The sequence below is a fragment of the Cellulomonas dongxiuzhuiae genome, assembly GCF_018623035.1.
Taxonomy (GTDB): domain Bacteria; phylum Actinomycetota; class Actinomycetes; order Actinomycetales; family Cellulomonadaceae; genus Cellulomonas; species Cellulomonas dongxiuzhuiae.
In genome coordinates, this window is the sequence record NZ_CP076023.1 from 1,612,955 (window position 1) to 1,632,067 (window position 19,113).

The 19,113-nt window shown below is 73.9% G+C and carries 17 protein-coding genes; 12 read left to right on the top strand and 5 right to left on the bottom strand.

Translation table 11 applies throughout. The features are described 5' to 3' along the window. The first annotated feature begins 11 nt into the window (after nucleotides 1-11). The 3 genes from rlmN to dxr are packed head-to-tail and all read left to right on the top strand — an operon-like array spanning nucleotide 12 to nucleotide 2,879. Nucleotides 12-1,142: a 23S rRNA (adenine(2503)-C(2))-methyltransferase RlmN gene (gene rlmN / locus KKR89_RS07270; protein WP_208197635.1), complete on the top strand. Its 1,131-nt coding sequence runs from the start codon at nucleotides 12-14 to the stop codon at nucleotides 1,140-1,142. Further along, on the top strand, nucleotides 1,139-1,693 hold the full coding sequence (locus KKR89_RS07275; RefSeq protein ID WP_208197636.1) for a DivIVA domain-containing protein: 555 nt from the start codon (nucleotides 1,139-1,141) through the stop codon (nucleotides 1,691-1,693). Before rlmN ends, KKR89_RS07275 begins: the two co-directional genes overlap by 4 nt. A 31-nt stretch (nucleotides 1,694-1,724) precedes the next feature. Continuing rightward, nucleotides 1,725-2,879, top strand: coding sequence for a 1-deoxy-D-xylulose-5-phosphate reductoisomerase (gene dxr / locus KKR89_RS07280; RefSeq protein ID WP_208197637.1), 1,155 nt, complete (start codon nucleotides 1,725-1,727; stop codon nucleotides 2,877-2,879). Nucleotides 2,880-2,909: 30 nt separating this feature from the next. On the opposite strand, the gene KKR89_RS07285 is transcribed toward dxr, so the two are convergent. Genes KKR89_RS07285 through KKR89_RS07295 form a run of 3 tightly spaced genes read right to left on the bottom strand, consistent with a single transcriptional unit; the run spans nucleotide 2,910 to nucleotide 6,126 of the window. Further along, the gene (locus tag KKR89_RS07285; RefSeq protein ID WP_208197638.1) at nucleotides 2,910-4,298 is read right to left on the bottom strand and encodes an NAD(P)/FAD-dependent oxidoreductase; all 1,389 of its coding nucleotides are present in this window, start codon (nucleotides 4,296-4,298) and stop codon (nucleotides 2,910-2,912) included. Next, nucleotides 4,283-5,659, bottom strand: coding sequence for an aspartate aminotransferase family protein (locus KKR89_RS07290; protein ID WP_208197639.1), 1,377 nt, complete (start codon nucleotides 5,657-5,659; stop codon nucleotides 4,283-4,285). The genes KKR89_RS07285 and KKR89_RS07290 overlap by 16 nt, the downstream gene beginning before the upstream one ends. Continuing rightward, nucleotides 5,656-6,126 carry an Lrp/AsnC family transcriptional regulator gene (locus tag KKR89_RS07295; RefSeq protein WP_208197640.1) on the bottom strand — a complete coding sequence of 157 codons (471 nt, stop codon included), beginning with the start codon at nucleotides 6,124-6,126 and terminating at the stop codon, nucleotides 5,656-5,658. Before KKR89_RS07295 ends, KKR89_RS07290 begins: the two co-directional genes overlap by 4 nt. Before the next feature lie 240 nt (nucleotides 6,127-6,366). Between KKR89_RS07295 and KKR89_RS07300 the strand changes: the two genes are divergently transcribed. The 8 genes from KKR89_RS07300 to KKR89_RS07335 all read left to right on the top strand — a co-directional run bounded on the left by KKR89_RS07300 (nucleotide 6,367) and on the right by KKR89_RS07335 (nucleotide 15,838). Then, nucleotides 6,367-7,809, top strand: a complete 1,443-nt coding sequence (locus tag KKR89_RS07300) for a gamma-aminobutyraldehyde dehydrogenase (protein WP_208197641.1) — start codon at nucleotides 6,367-6,369, stop codon at nucleotides 7,807-7,809. A gap of 238 nt (nucleotides 7,810-8,047) precedes the next feature. Then, nucleotides 8,048-9,253 carry a polyamine ABC transporter substrate-binding protein gene (locus KKR89_RS07305; RefSeq protein ID WP_208197642.1) on the top strand — a complete coding sequence of 402 codons (1,206 nt, stop codon included), beginning with the start codon at nucleotides 8,048-8,050 and terminating at the stop codon, nucleotides 9,251-9,253. Between the two features lie 4 nt (nucleotides 9,254-9,257). Beyond that, a complete protein-coding gene (locus tag KKR89_RS07310) occupies nucleotides 9,258-10,448 on the top strand; it encodes an ABC transporter ATP-binding protein (RefSeq protein WP_208197643.1) in 1,191 nt (396 codons plus the stop codon). Next, a complete protein-coding gene (locus KKR89_RS07315; protein WP_214765747.1) occupies nucleotides 10,445-11,371 on the top strand; it encodes an ABC transporter permease in 927 nt (308 codons plus the stop codon). The genes KKR89_RS07310 and KKR89_RS07315 overlap by 4 nt, the downstream gene beginning before the upstream one ends. After that, on the top strand, nucleotides 11,368-12,156 hold the full coding sequence (locus KKR89_RS07320; protein WP_251141061.1) for an ABC transporter permease: 789 nt from the start codon (nucleotides 11,368-11,370) through the stop codon (nucleotides 12,154-12,156). Before KKR89_RS07315 ends, KKR89_RS07320 begins: the two co-directional genes overlap by 4 nt. A gap of 120 nt (nucleotides 12,157-12,276) precedes the next feature. After that, nucleotides 12,277-13,590 carry a M50 family metallopeptidase gene (locus KKR89_RS07325; protein WP_208197644.1) on the top strand — a complete coding sequence of 438 codons (1,314 nt, stop codon included), beginning with the start codon at nucleotides 12,277-12,279 and terminating at the stop codon, nucleotides 13,588-13,590. A gap of 139 nt (nucleotides 13,591-13,729) precedes the next feature. Further along, the gene (gene ispG, locus KKR89_RS07330) at nucleotides 13,730-14,866 is read left to right on the top strand and encodes a flavodoxin-dependent (E)-4-hydroxy-3-methylbut-2-enyl-diphosphate synthase (protein WP_208197817.1); all 1,137 of its coding nucleotides are present in this window, start codon (nucleotides 13,730-13,732) and stop codon (nucleotides 14,864-14,866) included. Between the two features lie 75 nt (nucleotides 14,867-14,941). Next, entirely contained in the window at nucleotides 14,942-15,838 is an 897-nt protein-coding gene (locus tag KKR89_RS07335) for a GNAT family N-acetyltransferase (RefSeq protein WP_208197645.1), read from the top strand. A gap of 31 nt (nucleotides 15,839-15,869) precedes the next feature. On the opposite strand, the gene KKR89_RS07340 is transcribed toward KKR89_RS07335, so the two are convergent. Together KKR89_RS07340 and KKR89_RS07345 are read right to left on the bottom strand one after the other, a co-directional pair. Beyond that, on the bottom strand, nucleotides 15,870-16,262 hold the full coding sequence (locus KKR89_RS07340; protein WP_208197646.1) for a hypothetical protein: 393 nt from the start codon (nucleotides 16,260-16,262) through the stop codon (nucleotides 15,870-15,872). 36 nt (nucleotides 16,263-16,298) lie between these two features. After that, nucleotides 16,299-17,189 carry an Fpg/Nei family DNA glycosylase gene (locus KKR89_RS07345; RefSeq protein ID WP_208197647.1) on the bottom strand — a complete coding sequence of 297 codons (891 nt, stop codon included), beginning with the start codon at nucleotides 17,187-17,189 and terminating at the stop codon, nucleotides 16,299-16,301. A gap of 90 nt (nucleotides 17,190-17,279) precedes the next feature. On the opposite strand from KKR89_RS07345, the gene KKR89_RS07350 reads away from it, so the two are divergent. Further along, the gene (locus KKR89_RS07350) at nucleotides 17,280-19,073 is read left to right on the top strand and encodes a proline--tRNA ligase (protein ID WP_208197648.1); all 1,794 of its coding nucleotides are present in this window, start codon (nucleotides 17,280-17,282) and stop codon (nucleotides 19,071-19,073) included. The last annotated feature ends 40 nt before the right edge of the window (nucleotides 19,074-19,113 follow it).

Here is a 19,113-nt window from a genome sequence, read left to right on the forward strand (position 1 = left end):
GGGCGCCGACCGTGAACGCCACCCCCGTACGTCTCCAGCTCACCGCGACCTCGCGCGGTGCGCGCGGCAAGCCGCCGCGCCACTTCGTGGACCTCACGCCCGACGAGCGCGTCGAGGCCGTCACCGCGCTCGGCGAGAAGCCGTTCCGCGCCAAGCAGCTCGCGACGCACTACTTCACGCACCTGACGGCCGACGCGGAGGCGATGACCGACCTGCCGAAGGCGAGCCGGGACGTGCTCGTCGCCGACCTCTTCCCGGAGCTGCTCACCACGAGCCGCACGCTGACGGCCGACCACGGCACGACGGTCAAGACGCTGTACCACCTGTTCGACGGCGCCAAGGTCGAGTCGGTGCTCATGCGGTACGCGAACCGCACGACGCTGTGCGTGTCGTCCCAGGCGGGCTGCGGCCTGGCCTGCTCCTTCTGCGCGACCGGGAAGATGGGTCTGCTGCGCAACCTCTCGACGGCGGAGATCGTCGAGCAGGTGCGCCAGGCCGCCCGGGCGCTCTCGGCGGGCGAGGTCCCGGGAGGAGCGACGCGGCTGAGCAACGTCGTCTTCATGGGCATGGGGGAGCCGCTCGCCAACTACAAGTCCGTCATGGCGACCGTGCGCCGGCTCGTCGCGCCGGCCCCGGACGGCCTCGGGCTGTCCGCGCGCAACGTCACGGTCTCGACCGTGGGACTCGTCCCGGCGATGGACAAGCTCGCCGGCGAGGGCATCCCCGTGACGCTCGCGCTGTCGCTGCACGCACCCGACGACGAGCTGCGCAGCGAGCTCGTCCCGGTGAACACCCGCTGGAGCGTCGACGAGGCGCTGGACTCCGCCCGCCGGTACTTCGACGCCACCGGCCGTCGCGTGTCGATCGAGTACGCGTTGATCCGGGACGTCAACGACCACGCGTGGCGCGCGGACCTGCTGGGGGAGAAGCTCCTTGCGCGCGGCGGTGCCGGGTGGGTGCACTGCAACCCGATCCCGCTCAACCCGACACCGGGTTCGCGCTGGACGGCGAGCGATCCGCTGGTCGAGCGCGAGTTCGTGGCACGCTTGCGGGCGCACGGGATCCCGACGACGATCCGGGACACGCGCGGCAGCGACATCGACGGCGCGTGCGGCCAGCTCGCGGCGGAGGAGGACGAGTGAGCGACGGCATGTTCCGCACGGTGTCCGGGCTCCGGCGCGGGTACGACCCCGACGAGGTCGACGAGTTCTTCTCGCACGCGCGCTCGGTCTACGAGCAGGGACCCGCGACCGCGATCTCCGGTACGGACGTGCGCCAGGTCGCGTTCGACCTCGTGCGCGGCGGCTACGTGACCGCCGCGGTGGACGCCGCGCTCGACCGGCTCGAGGCGGCGTTCGTGGCACGGCACCGCTCGCAGTTCGTGACCGAGCGCGGGCAGGACGCGTGGATGGCGCACCTCGGCGCGCAGGCGCGCACGCTCTACGGGCGCCTCGGTCGCCCCGACGGCGACCGGTTCGCCCCGCCCGAGGGCCGCAAGCCCGGCTACGAGCCCGCCGACGTCGACGAGCTGTGCCACCGGCTCGTCGCCTACTTCGACACCGGCGCACCGCTGACGGCCGGCGAGGTGCGCGCCACCACGTTCCGGCGCCGCAACGGGCGCAACGGCTACGCGGAGGGCCCGGTCGACGCGTTCGTCGCGCGCGCGGTCGAGGTCCTGCTCGGCGTCGAGTGAGCACGCCCGGAACGGACCACCGGAGCCCGCCGTGAGCAGGTCCGTCGTCGTGCTCGGGTCGACCGGCTCGATCGGCACGCAGGCGCTGGACATCATGGCGACGCGGCCGGAGAGCTTCACGGTCGCGGGGCTGTCGGCCGGCGGGGGGAACGTCGAGCTGCTCGTGGCCCAGGCCCGGGCGCACGCGGTCCCGGTCGTGGCGGTCGCCGACCCCGCGGTCGCGGCGGTCGTGCGCGACGCGCTGCCGGGCACCCGCGTGCTGGACGGGCCGGAGGCGTCCGCGGAGCTCGCGGCGTCGGGGACCGACGTCGTGCTCAACGGGATCACCGGGTCCGTGGGCCTGCTCCCGACGCTCGCCGCGCTGCGCGCCGGCAGCACGCTCGCGCTCGCCAACAAGGAGTCGCTGGTCGTCGGCGGCAGGCTGGTCCACGACGCGGCGGTGCGTCCCGGGCAGATCGTCCCGGTCGACTCCGAGCACTCGGCGATCGCGCAGGCGCTGCGATCGGGTCGCGACCACGAGGTCCAGCGTCTGGTCCTGACCGCGTCAGGCGGTCCCTTCCGTGGCTGGTCGGCCGAGCAGGTGCGGGCGGCCACGCCGCAGCAGGCGCTGGCGCACCCGACGTGGTCGATGGGGCCCGTCGTGACGGTCAACTCGGCGAGCCTGATGAACAAGGGCCTCGAGCTCATCGAGGCGCATCTGCTGTTCGGCATCCCGGTCGAGCGGATCGCCGTCGTCGTGCACCCCCAGTCGGTCGTGCACTCGATGGTCGAGTTCGTCGACGGGTCGACGATCGCGCAGGCGTCGCCGCCGGACATGCGGCTGCCGATCGCGCTGGGCCTGGCGTGGCCGGACCGCGTGCCCGGGGCGGCGCGCGCGTGCGACTGGTCGACCGCGACGGCCTGGACGTTCGAGCCGCTCGACGAGGACGTCTTCCCCGCCGTGGCCCTGGCGCGCACGGCGGCTGCGGCCTCGGCCACGCACCCGGCGGTCTACAACGCGGCCAACGAGGAGTGCGTCGGCGCGTTCCTGGCGGGGCGGATCGGCTTCGGGCAGATCGTCGCGACGGTGGACCGCGTGCTGGCGGAGCACGTCGGCACGCCGCCCGACGCGCTGACGCTGGAGGCCGTGCTCGACGCCGAGTCGTGGGCCCGCACGCGCGCGCACGAGGTGCTCGCGACCGGCTGACGGTCGCGGGTGCCCCGCCCTGCCGAGCGGTCAACCGCCGAGCAGGGGCGCCATCGCGTCGGCCGCGCGGCTGCTGCGACCGGTCCGGCGCTCGGTGCGGTCCGACCACGCCGCGGCCCACCGTGCCGCGGTGATCCCGGCCCAGCGCAGCGGCTCGGGCTCCCACAGGGGTGAGCGGTGGCCCACCCACGGCAGCCGGGTCAGGGGGGTGTCCGTGCCGGTCACGAGGTCGGCCAGGGTCCGCCCGGCGAGGTTCGACGCCGCGACGCCGTCACCCACGTAACCGCCCGCCCAGCCGATCCCGGTGTCGGGGTCGAGCCCGACGGACGGGTGCCAGTCCCGCGGCACGGCCAGCGGTCCGCCCCACGTGTGGGTCACCTCGAACCCCGCCACCGCGGGGAAGAGGTCGACCAGCGCGCGGCGCAGGTGCTCGTGCACGCGCGGCACCCGGTCGTAGGCGGGGTCGATGCGCGACCCCGCGTGGTACGGCGCCCCGCGTCCCCCGAACGCGAGGCGGTCATCCGCGGTGCGCTGCCCGTAGACGACGAGGTGGCGCGCGTCGGCGAACGTCTGGCCGCGGTCGAGCCCGATCTGCTCCCACACGTCTGCCGGCAGCGGCTCGGTGGCGATCATGAGGGAGTACACCGGGGCGACTGCGCGCCGTGTGGGCGCCCGCCCCGCGGTCCACGCCTCGGTGGCCCGCAGCACCCACCGGCAGCGCGCGGTGCCGTGGTCCGTCACGACGGCGCGGGGCGAGAGGCGCAGCGCGGTCGTGCCCTCGGCGATGCGCGCGCCGCGCTGCTCGACGACGCGCGCCAGGCCACGCACGAGCCGGGCCGGCTGGACGCTCGCGCAGTCGGGGGTCCACGAGCCGGCGAGCACGCCCGACGCGCGCACGTGCGCGGCGACCCCGTCCGCGTCGAGCAGGTGCTCCTCGTCACCCCACCGGCTCGCCTCGGCCACGTGCGCGGCCACCCGGTCCACCTGCGGTGGGGTGCGCGCGAGCGTCACCGTGCCGCCGAAGCGGAAGTCGCAGTCGATCTGCTCGGCCGCCGTGACGCCCCCGACCTCCACGACGGTGTCGCGCAGCGCGGCGCGCATCGCGTGGGCCGCGTCCGCACCGTGGCGACGCGCGAGCGCGTCCGGCCCGACGGGGAACAGCGCGGAGCACCAGCCGCCGTTGCGGCCGCTCGCGCCGTAGCCGGCCACCTCGGCGTCGAGCACCAGCACGTCGAGCGAGGGATCGGCCTCGAGCAGGTAGTACGCCGCCCACAGGCCGCTGTACCCACCCCCCACGACCACGACGTCGGCGGTGGTGTCACCGTCCAGCGGCGCCCGGGGGCGGGCGGCGTCCGGGTCCTCGGCCACCACCTGCTCCCACCACAGCGACACGTCCGCGAGCGTCACAGCCGCGCCCACGCGTCGGTGAGCACGCCGCGCAGGATCTGCTCGATCTCGTCGAACTGCGCGGGCCCGCACGTCAGCGGCGGCGCGAGCTGCACCACTGGGTCGCCGCGGTCGTCGGCTCGGCAGTACAGGCCGGCCTCGTACAGGGCGGGCGTCAGGAAGCCGCGCAGCAGGCGCTCGGACTCCTCGTCGTCGAACGTCTCGCGCGTCGTGGCGTCCTTGACGAGCTCGATCCCGTAGAAGTAGCCCTCGCCCCGGACGTCGCCGACGATCGGCAGGTCGAGCAGGCGCTCGAGCGTCGAGCGCAGGACGGGTGCGTGGGTGCGCACGTGCTCGAGGACGCCCTCGGACTCGAACAGGTCGAGGTTCGCCATGGCGACCGCGGCGGAGACGGGGTGCCCGCCGAAGGTGTAGCCGTGCGCGAAGCTCGTCGTGCCGGTGGCGAACGGCTCGAACACGCGGTCGGACACGAGGCACGCGCCGATGGGGGAGTAGCCCGACGTCATGCCCTTGGCGCACGTGATCATGTCGGGCACGTAGCCGACGTCGTCGCAGGCGAACATCGACCCGATGCGCCCGAAGGCGCAGATCACCTCGTCGGAGACGAGCAGCACGTCGTGCTCGTCGCAGATCTCGCGGACGCGCTCGAAGTACCCGGGCGGTGGCGGGAAGCAGCCGCCCGCGTTCTGCACGGGCTCGAGGAACACGGCCGCGACCGTCTCGGGTCCCTCGAGCTCGATGGCCTCGCCGATGCGGTCGGCGGCCCAGCGACCGAACGCCTTGGGGTCGTCCCGCAGGTGCTCGGGCGCACGGTAGGCGTTCGTGTTCGGCACCTTGTGCGCGCCGGGGACCAGCGGCTCGAAGGGGGCCTTGAGCTCCGGCAGCCCCGTGATCGACAGGGCACCCTGCGTCGTCCCGTGGTAGGCCACGGCGCGCGAGACCACCTTGTGCTTGCCCGGGCGCCCGCGCAGCTTCCAGTACTGCTTCGCGAGCTTCCACGCCGTCTCGACGGCCTCGCCGCCGCCCGTCGTGAAGAAGACCCGGTTGAGGTCGCCCGGGGCGTGGCAGGCCAGCCGCTCCGCCAGGTCGATCGCCTGCGGGTGGGCGTACGACCAGATCGGGAAGTACGCCAGCTCCCGGGCCTGGGCGGCGGCCGCCAGGGCCAGCTCCTCGCGCCCGTGCCCGAGCTGGACGACGAAGAGCCCCGACAGGCCGTCGATCAGCCGGTGACCGTCGGCGTCCCAGACGTGGTGCCCTTCGCCGCGCACGATCGTCGGGACGCCGTGCTCCCAGGCGCTCTGCCGCGTGAAGTGACCCCACAGGTGGTCGCGGGCGGCGGCCTGCCGCTCGGTGCCGCGGGGCGTGGTGGTCATCGGGTTCCCCAGTTGTAGAGCTGCTTGTGCAGGCGCAGGTAGACGAACGTCTCGGTGCTGCGGACGCCCGGCAGCGCCCGGATGGCGCGGTTGAGGACGCCCAGCAGGTGCTCGTCGTCCTCGCACACCACCTCGACCAGCAGGTCGAAGGAGCCGGCGGTGACGACGACGTAGTCGACCTCGGGGACCGTGGCGACCTGGTCGGCGAGCTCGCCCAGGTCGCCGTCCGCACGGATGCCGATCATGGCCTGCCGGCGGAACCCCACCTGGAGCGGGTCGGTGACGGCGACGATCTGGATCACCCCCGACTCCTGCAGGCGCTGCACGCGCTGACGCACCGCGGCCTCGGAGAGCCCCACGGCCTTGCCGATGGTCGCGTACGGCCGTCGCCCGTCCTCCTGCAGCTGCTCGATGATGCCCTTGGCCGCCGCGTCGAGCACGACGTTGCCGGGGTCCCGCTGGGTCATGGTGCCGATCGTGACGCGCCGTGGTGCGCCACGGCAAGCGATTCCGCGTGCGGATCCGGCCAGGACGCGCGGATCCGCTGCCGGACAGGGGACGTGGCGACGAATCCGACGATCCGCCCGCGCGCACCGCTTCCGGTCACGGGGGTCGTCCCGCTAGCGTTCCCGCACCGCACCGCACCGCACCGCACCGCACCGTCGCAGGTCGTCGTCCCGTGGCCCGGGACGCCAGGAGGGGGGACCGTGGTCGACACCTCGCTGATCGAGCTCACCAACGTCGTCGACGGCCGGGACGTGCCGACGAGCTCAGGCGCCACGACGGCCGTCGTCGACCCGAGCACGGGGCAGGAGTACGCACGGGCACCCCGCAGCGGCCCGCAGGACGTCGACGCCGCGTACGCCGCGGCCGACCGTGCGGCCCGCGGGTGGGGGCGCACGACGCCCGCGGAGCGTCAGGCCGCGCTGCTGGGGCTGGCGGACCTCGTCGAGGCGCACGCCGACGAGCTCGTCGCCGCCGAGTCGCGCAACACCGGCAAGCCGCTGCACCTGACGGCGACCGACGAGATCCCGCCCTGCGTCGACCAGCTGCGGTTCTTCGCCGGGGCCGCACGGGTCCTCACCGGGCTGTCGGCCGGCGAGTACCTCGAGGGGCACACGTCGTGGGTGCGTCGCGAGCCCGTCGGCGTCGTCGGGCAGGTCACGCCGTGGAACTACCCGCTGATGATGGCGGTGTGGAAGATCGGTCCCGCGCTCGCGGCGGGCAACACGGTCGTGCTCAAGCCGTCGGAGACGACGCCGGTGACGACCGTGCGGCTCGCGCAGCTGGCGGCGCAGGTGCTGCCGCCCGGTGTGCTGAACGTCGTGTGCGGCGACCGGGACACCGGCCGTGCGCTGGTCGCGCACCCCCGCCCGGACATGGTCGCGATCACCGGGTCGGTGCGGGCGGGGACCGAGGTCGCCCGGGCGGCGGCGGACGGTCTCAAGCGCGTGCACCTCGAGCTCGGGGGCAAGGCGCCCGTCGTCGTGTTCGACGACGCCGACGTCGCGACGGCCGCCGAGGGCATCGCGGAGGCCGGGTACTACAACGCCGGGCAGGACTGCACGGCGGCGACGCGCGTGCTCGTGCACGAGCGCGTGCACCGTGACCTCGTCGACGCGCTCGCGCAGGCCGCGGCCGCGCGGCGCACGGGCCCGCCCGACGACCCGCGGGTCGCGTTCGGGCCCGTGAACAGCGCCGCGCAGCTCGAGCGCGTCACCGGGTTCCTCGACCGGCTGCCCGCGCACGCGCGGGTCGTCACCGGCGGGACCCGCCCGGCAGGGCCGGGGTACTACCTGGAGGCGACCGTCGTCGACGGCCTGCGACAGGCGGACGAGGCGGTCCAGGACGAGATCTTCGGGCCCGTGATCACGGTCCAGACGTTCACGGACGAGGACGAGGCCGTGCGGCTGGCCAACGACGTGCGCTACGGGCTGTCGTCGTCGGTGTGGACCACCGACCACGCGCGCGCCCTGCGGGTGTCGCGTGCCCTCGACGCCGGGGTCGTGTGGATCAACACGCACCTGCCGTTCGTCGCCGAGATGCCGCACGGGGGCTTCAAGCACTCGGGTCACGGCAAGGACCTGTCCCTCTACGGGGTCGAGGAGTACACGCGGATCAAGCACGTGATGTCCGCTTTCGGCGCCTAGACGAGATCCGGACGAAAGGGGGCGTTCCGTACCGTGGTCGGCCCTGTCATCCCGCCGGGTCACGCCCGTAACATGTCGGCGCCGCCACCCTGGCGACGACGTTCTCCGTTGCCGGTGTTCCGGCGCCGCAGATTTTTCGTTGCCGGCAGCGGTCTCGCCGACGAATTCCTGGTGCGCGCACCGGCCGGTGCGCCACGATCCACGCGGGCCGGGCAGCGGGCCGCGCGAGAGGAGCCACATGAGCAGCGACCGACGTGCCCTCCCGGGTGACCCGCGCGTGCGCGAGCTGGTCCGCCAGGCCCGGGGCATCTCCCGGCGCCGCTTCCTCGCGGGGGCCGCAGGTACGGCCGGCGCCGGTGCTCTGCTCGGCGCGTGCGGCACGGCGGGGCCGACCCAGGCGGGCGAGGGGGACGGGTCCGGCGGTCCGCTGCGCTGGGCCAACTGGACGGTGTACCTCGACCAGGACGAGGAGGGCACGACCTTCCCCACGCTCGCCGCGTTCGAGGCGGAGTCGGGGATCGACGTCGACTACTCCGAGGACATCGAGGACAACGACTCGTTCTACGGCAAGGTCGCGCGCCAGCTCGAGAGCGGGCAGGACATCGGGTACGACGTGGTCACCCTGACGGACTGGATGACGGCGCGGTGGATCCGCCAGGAGTACGTCGCCGAGCTCGACCGCTCGCGGATCCCCAACGCCGCCAACATCCTGCCCAACCTCGACGGTGTCGACTTCGACGACGGGCGCAGGTTCTCGCTGACGTGGCAGTCCGGGTTCGCCGGCATCGCCTGGGACAAGGAGGCGATCCCGGACGGGCTGCGCTCGGTCTCCGACCTGTGGGACCCCCGGTACAAGGGGCGTGTCGAGGTGCTCACCGAGATGCGCGACACGATCGGGCTCATCATGCTCCAGAACGGCATGGACCCGGCGGCGGACTGGACCACGGACGACTGGTTCGACGCGCTCGACGTCGTGCAGCGCCACCTCGACGACGGGCAGATCCGTCAGGTGCGCGGCAACTCCTACCTCCAGGACCTCGCATCGGGCGACGTCGTGGCGTGCTTCGCGTGGTCGGGGGACATCACGTCCCTCAACTACGAGTACGGCGACCGGTTCGCGTTCGCGATCCCCGAGGCCGGCGGCATGCTCTGGAGCGACAACCTCATGGTGCCGAAGGCGTCGCGCAACAAGGCCGAGGCGGAGGACCTCTTCGACTACTACTACCGGCCCGAGGTCGCCGCGGAGGTCGCCGCGTGGGTCAACTACATCACCCCGGTGCAGGGCGCCCAGGAGGCCATGGCGCGGACGGACCCCGAGCTCGCCGAGAACCCCCTCATCTTCCCGACCGAGGAGATCCTGTCCCAGGTGCACGTCTTCCGGACGCTGACGCCTGCCGAGGAGGAGCGCTACAACGGGCAGTTCCTCGCAGCGATCGGCGCGTGAGAGCGTGACCACCGTCGGGACCCGGGCGGCCGCCGCCGAGCCGGGCGCGGCGGCGGCCGACGAGGGTGGCGCGGCGCTCGAGCTCGCGTCCGTGACCAAGCGCTTCGGCGACGTCGTGGCGGTCGACGAGCTGTCGCTGACGGTGCCGGCCGGCACGTTCTTCGCGCTGCTGGGCCCGTCGGGCTGCGGCAAGACGACGACCCTGCGCATGGTCGCCGGGCTGGAGCGGCCGTCGGCGGGCACCGTGCGCCTCGCGGGACGCGACGTGACCGACGCGCCGGCGCACCGCCGGCCCGTCAACACGGTGTTCCAGTCGTACGCGCTGTTCCCCCACCTCAGCGTGCTGGAGAACGTCGCGTTCGGCCTGCGGCGGCGGCGCGCGCGGGACGTGCGCGCGCGTGCGCTGGAGGCACTCGAGCTCGTCGAGCTCGCCCACCTCGCCCGACGGCGCCCCTCCCAGCTGTCCGGCGGGCAGCAGCAGCGGGTCGCGCTGGCCCGCGCGGTCGTGAACCGGCCCGCGCTGCTGCTCCTGGACGAGCCGCTGGGGGCGCTCGACCTCCGGTTGCGCCGCCAGATGCAGGTGGAGCTCAAGGCGATCCAGGCCGAGGTCGGCATCACGTTCGTGCACGTCACGCACGACCAGGAGGAGGCCATGACGATGGCCGACACCGTCGCGGTCATGAACCACGGCCGGATCGAGCAGCTGGGCGACCCGGCCGACCTCTACGAGCACCCGCGGACCGCGTTCGTCGCGAACTTCCTCGGTCAGTCCAACCTGGTGCCGGGCACGGTCGTCGAGACGCTCGACGGTGGCCGGACCCTCGCCGTGGACGTCGGGGGCGCCCGGGTGCGGGTCCCCGCGCGGCGCAGCGCGCCGGGCGCCCGGCACGTGCTGGTGGGCGTGCGGCCGGAGAAGGTACGGCTGGTCGGCGCCGGGGACGACGTCCACGGTGGCGACAACCAGCTCGGCCCCGGCACGGTCGTGGACACGTCGTTCGCCGGTGTCAGCACGCAGTACCAGGTCCGGGTCGAGGGGCTCGGCACGTTCGGCGTCTTCGCGCAGAACCTCGGCGGCGGGTCGGTCCACGCGCCGGGCAGCCGTGTCCGGCTCGCGTGGGACGTGCCGCACACGTTCGCGCTCGACGGTCACCAGGAGGTCGGTGCGGGGACGCTCGGGCTGGACGACGAGCCGTGAGCGTCGTCGCGGCGCTCGGCCGGCCGGACCCGGTGGGCACGGACGCGGCGTCGCCGCAGGTGCCCGGCGCGCGGCGGGGGGCGCGCCGGCTGCTCGCGCCCGGCGTGCTGTACCTCGTGGTGTTCTTCGTCCTGCCGGTGGGCGTGCTGCTCGCGACGTCGTTCTACGCGCGCGTGCCCGGCGGCGAGCTGGGCGAGTACACGCCCGCCCTGCGCTGGCAGAACTACCCCGAGGCGCTCGCGCAGTTCTGGCCGCAGCTCGCGCGCTCGTTCGGGTTCGCGGCGGTCGCGACGGTGGCGGCGCTGCTCGTGGGCTACCCGATGGCCTACCTCATCGCCGTGCGTGCGCGGGGCCGCCCCGGCCTGCAGGGCCTGCTGGTCGTGCTCGTCGTGGCGCCGTTCTTCACGAGCTTCATCCTGCGGACCGTCGCGTGGAAGCAGATCCTGGCCGACCAGGGCGAGGTGGTGGGGGCGCTCCGCTGGCTGCACGTGCTCCCGCCCGACGGCAGGCTGTCGGCGGCGCCCGCGGCCGTGGTCATCGGCCTGACGTACTCGTTCCTGCCGTTCATGGTGCTGCCGCTGTTCGCGTCCCTCGAGCGGCTCGACCCCCGGCTGCTGGAGGCGGGCACGGACCTGTACGCGACGCCCCTGACGACCTTCCGCACCGTGACGCTGCCGCTGTCGATGCCCGGCGTGGTGGCCGGGACCCTGCTGACGTTCATCCCGGCGGTGGGTGACTACGTCAACGCCTCGCTCCTGGGCAACAACACCACGACGACCATGGTCGGGCAGGTGATCGACCAGCGGTTCTTCCGCACCGTCGACTACCCGACCGCCGCCGTGCTCTCGGTCGTGCTCATGGTCGCCATCCTGGCCCTGGTGTCGCTGTACGTGCGGCGCGCGGGCACCGAGGAGCTCGTGTGAGCCGGGTGCGTCCCGGCACCGCCGTCGTCCCGGCGTTCGCCGCGCTCGGCTTCGTCTTCCTGCTCGTGCCGATCGCCTACACCGTCCTGTTCTCGTTCAACGACGGCGGCAAGACCAACCTCGTGTGGCGCGGCTTCACGCTCGACGCGTGGCGCAACCCGTGCGGCGCGCCGCACGTGTGCTCGGCGCTCGTCGGGTCGCTCCAGGTCGGTCTGCTCGCGACGCTGGTCGCCACGGCGCTGGGCACGCTGCTGGCCGTCGCGCTCGTGCGTGCGCGGTTCCGCGGCCGCGGGGCCGTCAACCTGCTCGTCCTGCTGCCGATGACCACGCCGGAGGTCGTCCTCGGCGCCGCGCTGGTGTCGCAGTTCCTGTCCCTGCGGGTGCCGCTGGGCTTCGGCACGGTGGTCGTCGCGCACGTGATGTTCTGCCTCAGCTTCGTCGTCGTCGCCGTCAAGGCGCGCGTGGCGACGCTGGACCCCGCGCTCGAGCAGGCGGCGGCCGACCTGTACGCGAGCCCGTGGCAGACGTTCTGGCGCGTGACGTTCCCGCTCCTGCTGCCCGGCATCGGTGCCGCGGCGCTGCTGGCGTTCAGCCTGAGCTTCGACGACTTCATCGTCACGAACTTCACCTCGGGCGGCTTCGAGACGTTCCCCAAGTTCGTCTACGTGTCGGCCACGCGCGGCATCCCGCCGCAGGCCAACGTCATCAGCTCGGCGATGTTCGTCCTCGCGCTGCTCGTCGTGGTGCTCGTCCGGGTCGCGTCCCGGGCCCGTCGGCAGCGCTGAGGGCTGCGCCGGCCGGGGGACGTCGTTTCGGTCGCGCCCGGCACCGGGCGGATGATGGGACGGCGCGGACGTACCCTGTCCGCGATCAGGGGGCCGTCCGGCCCCGCGGGAGGTGGTGTCGTGGAGACCCTCGTCGGGGTGCTCGTCTTCGTCGTGGTCCTGCTCGGGTCGATCGCGCTGCACGAGGTCGGCCACATGGTGCCGGCCAAGCGCTTCGGCGTGCGCGTGAGCCAGTACATGGTCGGGTTCGGCCCCACGCTCTGGTCGCGCACCAGGGGCGAGACCGAGTACGGGATCAAGGCGCTGCCGCTGGGCGGGTACGTCCGCCTCATCGGCATGTACCCCACCGACGAGGCCGTCGGGGCCGGCCGACCGCGCGGGTGGTGGCAGCGTCTGGCTGCCGACGCACGCGCGGCCAGTGCCGAGGAGATCCGCCCGGGGGAGGACCACCGCGCCTTCTACCGGCTGTCCACGCCGAAGAAGCTCGTCGTCATGCTCGGCGGCCCCGTGATGAACCTGGTCATCGCCGTGGTGCTGCTGGTCGTCGCGTACGTCGGCATCGGCGTGCCCGTCGCGGGCACGACCGTCGCGAGCGTCTCGGAGTGCATCGTGGCCGTCGACGCGCCCGCCGGGACCACGTGCGGCGCCGACGACCCGGCGGCACCCGCTGCGGCCGCCGGCCTGCGCCCCGGCGACCGTCTCGTCTCCTACGACGGCGTCGAGGTGACCTCGTGGCCGCAGGTCAGCGGCATGATCCGCGAGAGCGGCGACCGCACCGTGCCGCTCGTCGTCGAGCGCGACGGCCGGCAGGTGGAGCTCGCGGTCACGCCTGTCGTCGCCGAGCGGCCCGTGACCGACGCCGACGGCATGGCCGTCACCGACGACACCGGCGAGGTCCTCACGCGCGAGGTCGGGTTCCTCGGGGTCGGTCCCGCGATGGAGATCCAGCGGCAGTCCGTCGGCAAGGCGGTCTCGGTCGCGGCGTCCGCGACGTGGCAGACCGCCAAGGTCGTCGTGACCCTGCCGGCGCGGGTGGCCGACCTGGTGTCCACGACGGTCTCCGGCGGCGAGCGCGACCAGACCTCGATCGTCGGACCCGTGGGCGTCGGGCGCTTCGCCGGCGAGATCGCCTCGATGGAGGGGGAGACCGTCGGGGTCCGGGCCGCCGGGCTGCTCTCGACGCTCGCCATGCTCAACCTCGCCCTCTTCGTCTTCAACCTGCTGCCGCTGCCCCCGCTGGACGGCGGCCACGTCGTGACGGCCCTGTGGGAAGGGGCGCGTCGTCAGCTCGCTCGCGTGCGGGGGATGGCACGCCCGCGCCCCGCGGACTCGGCGCTCCTGGTGCCGCTCGCGTACACGGTGTTCGTCGTGCTCGGCGGCGTCGGCCTGCTGCTGGTCTACGTCGACATCGTCGACCCGGTCCGGATCGGTTGACGACCGGCCGGGCTCGGCCCCCGCACGTGGACGTCCGGTGACGGCTCCGTGAGCATGCGCACCCGCGGGGGCCCGACCCGCCGTGCGCACGGCGCCGGGGTGGGATGATGGGACGGTGAGCACCCCGATCAGCCTCGGCATGCCGCAGGCGCCCGTCCCTGTGCTGGCCCCGCGGCGTGCGTCCCGGAAGATCCGCGTCGGCAAGGTCGAGGTGGGCGGCGACGCCCCCGTCTCGGTGCAGTCGATGACGACCACGCCGACGACCGACATCAACCGGACCCTGCAGCAGATCGCCGAGCTGACGGCCTCCGGGTGCGACATCGTGCGCGTCGCGGTGCCGACCCAGGACGACGCCGACGCGCTGCCCACGATCGCGCGCAAGTCGCAGATCCCGGTCATCGCCGACATCCACTTCCAGCCGAAGTACGTCTTCGCGGCCATCGACGCCGGCTGCGCCGCGGTCCGCGTCAACCCCGGCAACATCCGCAAGTTCGACGACCAGGTGCGGGAGATCGCGCGGGCCGCCACCGACGCGGGCGTGTCCATCCGGATCGGCGTCAACGCCGGGTCGCTCGACCCGCGGCTGCTCGCCAAGTACGGCAAGGCCACGCCGGAGGCGCTCGTCGAGTCCGCCGTGTGGGAGGCGTCGCTGTTCGAGGAGCACGGCTTCCGCGACTTCAAGATCAGCGTCAAGCACAACGACCCCGTGGTGATGGTGCGGGCGTACGAGCTGCTCGCCGAGCGCGGCGACTGGCCCCTGCACCTCGGCGTGACCGAGGCGGGGCCCGCGTTCCAGGGCACGATCAAGTCCGCGACGGCGTTCGGCGCGCTGCTGAGCAAGGGCATCGGCGACACGATCCGGGTCTCGCTGTCCGCCCCTCCCGTCGAGGAGGTGAAGGTGGGCATCCAGATCCTGCAGGCGCTCAACCTGCGGCCCCGCAAGCTCGAGATCGTCTCGTGCCCCTCCTGCGGCCGTGCCCAGGTGGACGTGTACACGCTCGCCGAGAAGGTCACCGCCGGCCTCGAGGGCATGGAGGTGCCGCTGCGCGTCGCCGTGATGGGATGCGTCGTCAACGGCCCCGGCGAGGCCCGCGAGGCGGACCTCGGCGTGGCGTCGGGCAACGGCAAGGGGCAGATCTTCGTCAAGGGCCAGGTCATCAAGACCGTGCCCGAGTCGATGATCGTCGAGACGCTCATCGAGGAGGCCATGCGGCTCGCCGAGACCATGGATCCCGTCGAGACGGGTGAGGGCGCTCCCGTCGTCAGCGTCGGCTGAGCGTCGAGGGTGAGGTCGACGGCAGGCGACTCCGTCCGTGCGACAGAGCGGTGTGACGTGGGGCACAATCAGCCCATGGTGCCGCCGGCGACGCTCTCGGGGCGGACCGGCGCGCTCGTGCTGGGCGACGCCGACGTCCCGGCCGCCCTCGGCGTGTGCGCCACGGACGCCGTCGGTTCGGTGCTCGCCGCGAGCCGGCTCGAGCAGGCGGCCTCAGGAGGCGTGCGCCGCGCGGGCGGCGAGCTCTGGGGGTACGCCGAGGACGACGTCCTGCTCGCCGTCTGCTGGGTGGGCGCCAACCTCGTGCCCGTGGTCGGGGGGCTCGACGCGGACGTGACGTCCCGCGCGCTGTCCGCCTTCGCGGAGCTGGGCCGCGCCCGCGGGCGCAGGTGCTCGTCCATCGTGGGACCGGCCGACGCCGTGCTCGGGCTGTGGTCGCGGCTGCGCGGCGCCTGGCCCGTCGAGCGTGAGGTGCGCTCGCACCAGCCGTCGATGGTGCTGGACACCGACCCGCTGGTGACGCCGGACGCGCGCGTGCGCAGGTCGCGACCCGACGAGTACGACATCGTCCTGCCGGCGTGCGTCCGGATGTTCACCGAGGAGGTCGGGTACTCCCCGGCGAGCGGTCCCGGCGGTCCCTACGAGCTCCGGGTGCGTCGCCTCGTCGAGGACGGACGCTCGTTCGTGCTCGTCGACCGCGTCGGCGGCCTGCGGCGGCCCCGCGTCGTGTTCAAGGCCGAGGTCCCCGCCGTGGCGGGCGGCGTGGCCCAGGTGCAGGGAGTGTGGGTGGACCCCGAACGGCGCGGCGAGCGGCTCTCGGAGAGCGGCATGGCGGCGGTGGCGCAGGCGACGCGCGCGGAGATCGCCCCGGTCGTCTCGCTCTACGTCAACGGGTACAACACGCGCGCCGTGCGCGCCTACGAGGCCGTCGGGTTCCGCGAGGTCGGCGCGTACGCGACCGTCCTGTTCTGACCGACCCCGAGGAGCGCGCGGCCCTCGCCCGTCAGGCCGGGCGGTCCGTCGGGCGCAGCTGCCACCACCGCAGCAGGTACCCGGTCGCGACGCCCGTGACCATGGCCACGAGCACCGCGAGCCACGGCGCGGCGAGGGCCACGCCCTGCGCGGCGAGGCCACCGGCCGCGAGCAGCCCGAGCAGCGCGGCCAGGACGGCGGCCGCACCGCCGCGCGACCCGACGCGACGCCCGTCGACGTGCCGCCGGCTCAGCTGCGCCGTGACCTGCGCGCCGATGCCCGCCATCATCAGGGTCCACGCCGCGACGCCCTGACCAGCGGTCAGCAGCGCGAGGCCGCCGACCATGAGCGACGCGGTGATCCCGCTCACGACGGCGAAGCGCCGCGGCAGCGCGCGGTCACGGACGGGGCGGGAGCTGCGCATGCCCGCAGGATAACGAGGTGGCCCCCAGCGGTTCGCTCAGCGCAGCAGGCGTGACATGCGCCGGTCGGCCAGCGGCTTGCCGCCCGTCTGGCACGTGGGGCAGTACTGCAGCGAGGAGTCGGCGAACGACACCTCGTGCACGGTGTCCCCGCAGGGGGTGCCGTCCCATCCCGGGCACGGCTCCCCGGTGCGCCCGTGCACCCGCATGCCGCGCCGCTTGGCGTCCTTGAGCTCGGCGGCGGGCCGCCCGCCGGCCGTCATCACGGCCTCGGTGAGCACGTCCCTGATCGCGGCGTGCAGCGTGCGGGTGCGGGCCTCGTCGTACGACCGCGTCGGGGCGAACGGGCTGGTCCGGGCGACGAGCAGGATCTCGTCGGAGTACGCGTTGCCGATGCCCGCGATGGTGCCCTGGTCGCGCAGCAGGCCCTTGACCTGCTGGTTGCGCGCGGCGAGCAGCTCGCCCAGGCGCTCCGGGGTGAAGGCGTCCGAGAGCGGCTCGACGCCGAGCGAGGCGATCGGCGGGACGTCGGCGGGGTCGGCCACGACGTGGACCGCGAGCCGCTTGCGCGTCCCCGCCTCCGTCAGGTCGAAGCCCGCGCCGTCGTCGAAGCCGACCCGCAGCGCGATGGGTGACTTCCCGGGCCTGGCCGGGCGCTCCGGAAGGGTGTCGTACCAGCGGACCCAGCCGGCGCGGGACAGGTGCCACACGAGGTGCAGCGTGCCGTCGGCGGGGGAGTCGACGACCATGTCGAGCCACTTGCCGTGCCGCGCCACGTCGGTCACGGTCCCGCCGCGCAGTGCGGTGGGCGCCGGCCGGAACGTCTTGAGGGCGCTGATGGCGGCGACCTCGACGCGGGTCACCGTGCGACCGACCGTCCGCCCGCGCAGGAACTGCGCGAGCGCCTCGACCTCGGGCAGCTCCGGCACGTCCGCATCCTCGCACCGACGGCCCACGGGCGACAGGCGGGCAGGGCGATGCGTGTCGGGGCGGGGCGCCGGGCGCACTAGGCTCGTCGCATGCTCCTGCGCATGTCCACGCTGTTCGTCCGCACCCTGCGCGAGGACCCCGCCGACGCCGAGGTCGCCAGCCACCGGCTGCTCGTGCGCGCGGGGTACATCCGCCGTGCCGCTCCCGGCATCTACACGTGGCTGCCGCTCGGCCTGCGCGTCCTGGCGAAGGTCGAGCAGGTCGTCCGCGACGAGATGGCGGCGATCGGCGCGCAGGAGGTGCACTTCCCGGCGCTGCTCCCCAAGGAGCCGTACGAGGCGACGGGCCGCTGGGCCGAGTACGGACCGAACATCTTCCGCCTCAAGGACCGCAAGGGCGGCGACTACCTCCTGGCCCCGACGCACGAGGAGATGTTCACGCTGCTGGTCAAGGACCTGTACTCGTCGTACAAGGACCTGCCCGTCGCGCTGTACCAGATCCAGACGAAGTACCGCGACGAGGCGCGGCCGCGTGCGGGTCTGATCCGCGGGCGCGAGTTCGTCATGAAGGACGCCTACTCGTTCGACCTCGACGACGAGGGTCTCTCGGCGTCGTACGAGGCGCAGCGTGGCGCGTACCAGCGGATCTTCGACCGGCTCGGGCTCGAGCACGTGATCGTGGCCGCCACGTCCGGCGCCATGGGGGGCTCGCGGTCGGAGGAGTTCCTCGCGCCGACGCCGATCGGCGAGGACACGTTCGTGCGCTCGCCGGGCGGGTACGCCGCGAACGTCGAGGCGGTCACGACCGTCGTCCCGGACGCGCTGGACTGGGCCGACGCCCCGGCGGCCCACGTGGAGGACACCCCCGACACCCCCACCATCGAGTCGCTCGTCGCGCTCGCGAACGAGCGGCTGCCCCGTGCCGACCGCGCCTGGACCGCCGCGGACACGCTCAAGAACGTCGTGCTCGCCCTCGTGCAGCCGACCGGCGAGCGCGAGCTCGTGGTCGTCGGGCTGCCGGGAGACCGCGAGGTGGACCTCAAGCGTCTCGAGGCGGCCGTCGCGCCCGCCGAGGTCGAGCCTGCGAACGACGCCGACCTCGCCGCGCACCCGGAGCTCGTGCGCGGGTACATCGGGCCTGCAGCACTGGGCCCCAACGTCCCGGTCGCGGAGGGCGGCGAGCGTGTCGCCCTGCGGTATCTCCTGGACCCGCGCGTGGTGCCCGGCACCCGGTGGATCACGGGGGCGAACGAGCCCGGTCGGCACGTGTTCGACCTCGTGGCGGGACGCGACTTCACGGCGGACGGGACGGTCGAGGCCGCGGAGGTGCGCGCGGGAGACCCCGCGCCCGACGGCTCCGGCCCGCTCGAGCTCGCGCGGGGCATCGAGATCGGCCACATCTTCCAGCTCGGCCGCAAGTACGCGCAGGCGCTCGGCCTGACGGTGCTCGACCAGAACGGCAAGGCACGGGTCGTCACCATGGGTTCCTACGGCATCGGGATCACCCGCGTGCTCGCGGTGCTCGCCGAGGCGAACCACGACGACCGCGGGCTGGCGTGGCCCGCCGAGGTCGCGCCGGCGCACGTCCACGTCGTCGCGGCGGGCAAGGACGCGGCCGTCTTCGAGACGGCCGAGGCACTGGCCACCACGCTCTCGGCGCGCGGCGTCGAGGTGCTCTACGACGACCGTCCCAAGGCGTCACCGGGCGTGAAGTTCGCGGACGCCGAGCTGCTCGGGGTCCCGCTCGTCGTCGTCGTGGGTCGGGGGCTCGCCGACGGGGTCGTCGAGGTGCGTCCGCGCGTCGGTGGACAGCCCGAGCAGGTACCGGTGGCGACCGCCGCCGACCGCGTGGCCGAGCTCGTCGACGAGCTGGTCGCGGGCTGACCCGACGGTCCGGGTCCGCCCCGGTCGGCGCGAGCCGGCA